This is a genomic window from Ferrovum myxofaciens, assembly GCF_000735045.1.
GTDB classification, from domain to species: domain Bacteria; phylum Pseudomonadota; class Gammaproteobacteria; order Burkholderiales; family Ferrovaceae; genus Ferrovum; species Ferrovum myxofaciens.
On the sequence record NZ_JPOQ01000323.1, the window covers coordinates 1 to 293 of the forward strand.

The 293-nt window shown below is 47.1% G+C and carries 1 pseudogene; it reads left to right on the plus strand.

Annotated features, from left to right (window positions below):
* Nucleotides 1–175 (plus strand): annotated as a pseudogene (locus IV91_RS19870) (phosphoadenosine phosphosulfate reductase domain-containing protein); the annotation flags it as partial.
* Between the last annotated feature and the right edge of the window lie 118 nt (nucleotides 176–293).

A 293-nucleotide genomic window follows, 5' to 3' on the forward strand; every position in this document is an offset into this window, starting at 1 on the left:
TTACCCTGCCACGCCCCCTTTTCCACTACTCCATGTCGATACGCGCTGGAAATTCCAGGAGATGTACCTCTTTCGGGATTACATGGCCCGGGAATCCGGCATGAAACTTCTGGTTTACACCCATCCAGAAGCCATCGAAAAAAATATCAACCCCTTTGATCATGGGTCTGAACTTTAGACATTCGCGGGTTTTTCCAAATACCGAAGGCACCCATCTGCGCGATAAATATTTTCAAAAAAATGCAAAAAACACTTGACATGAAATCCGATTTGCGAGGTCGCTGCGCTACCCG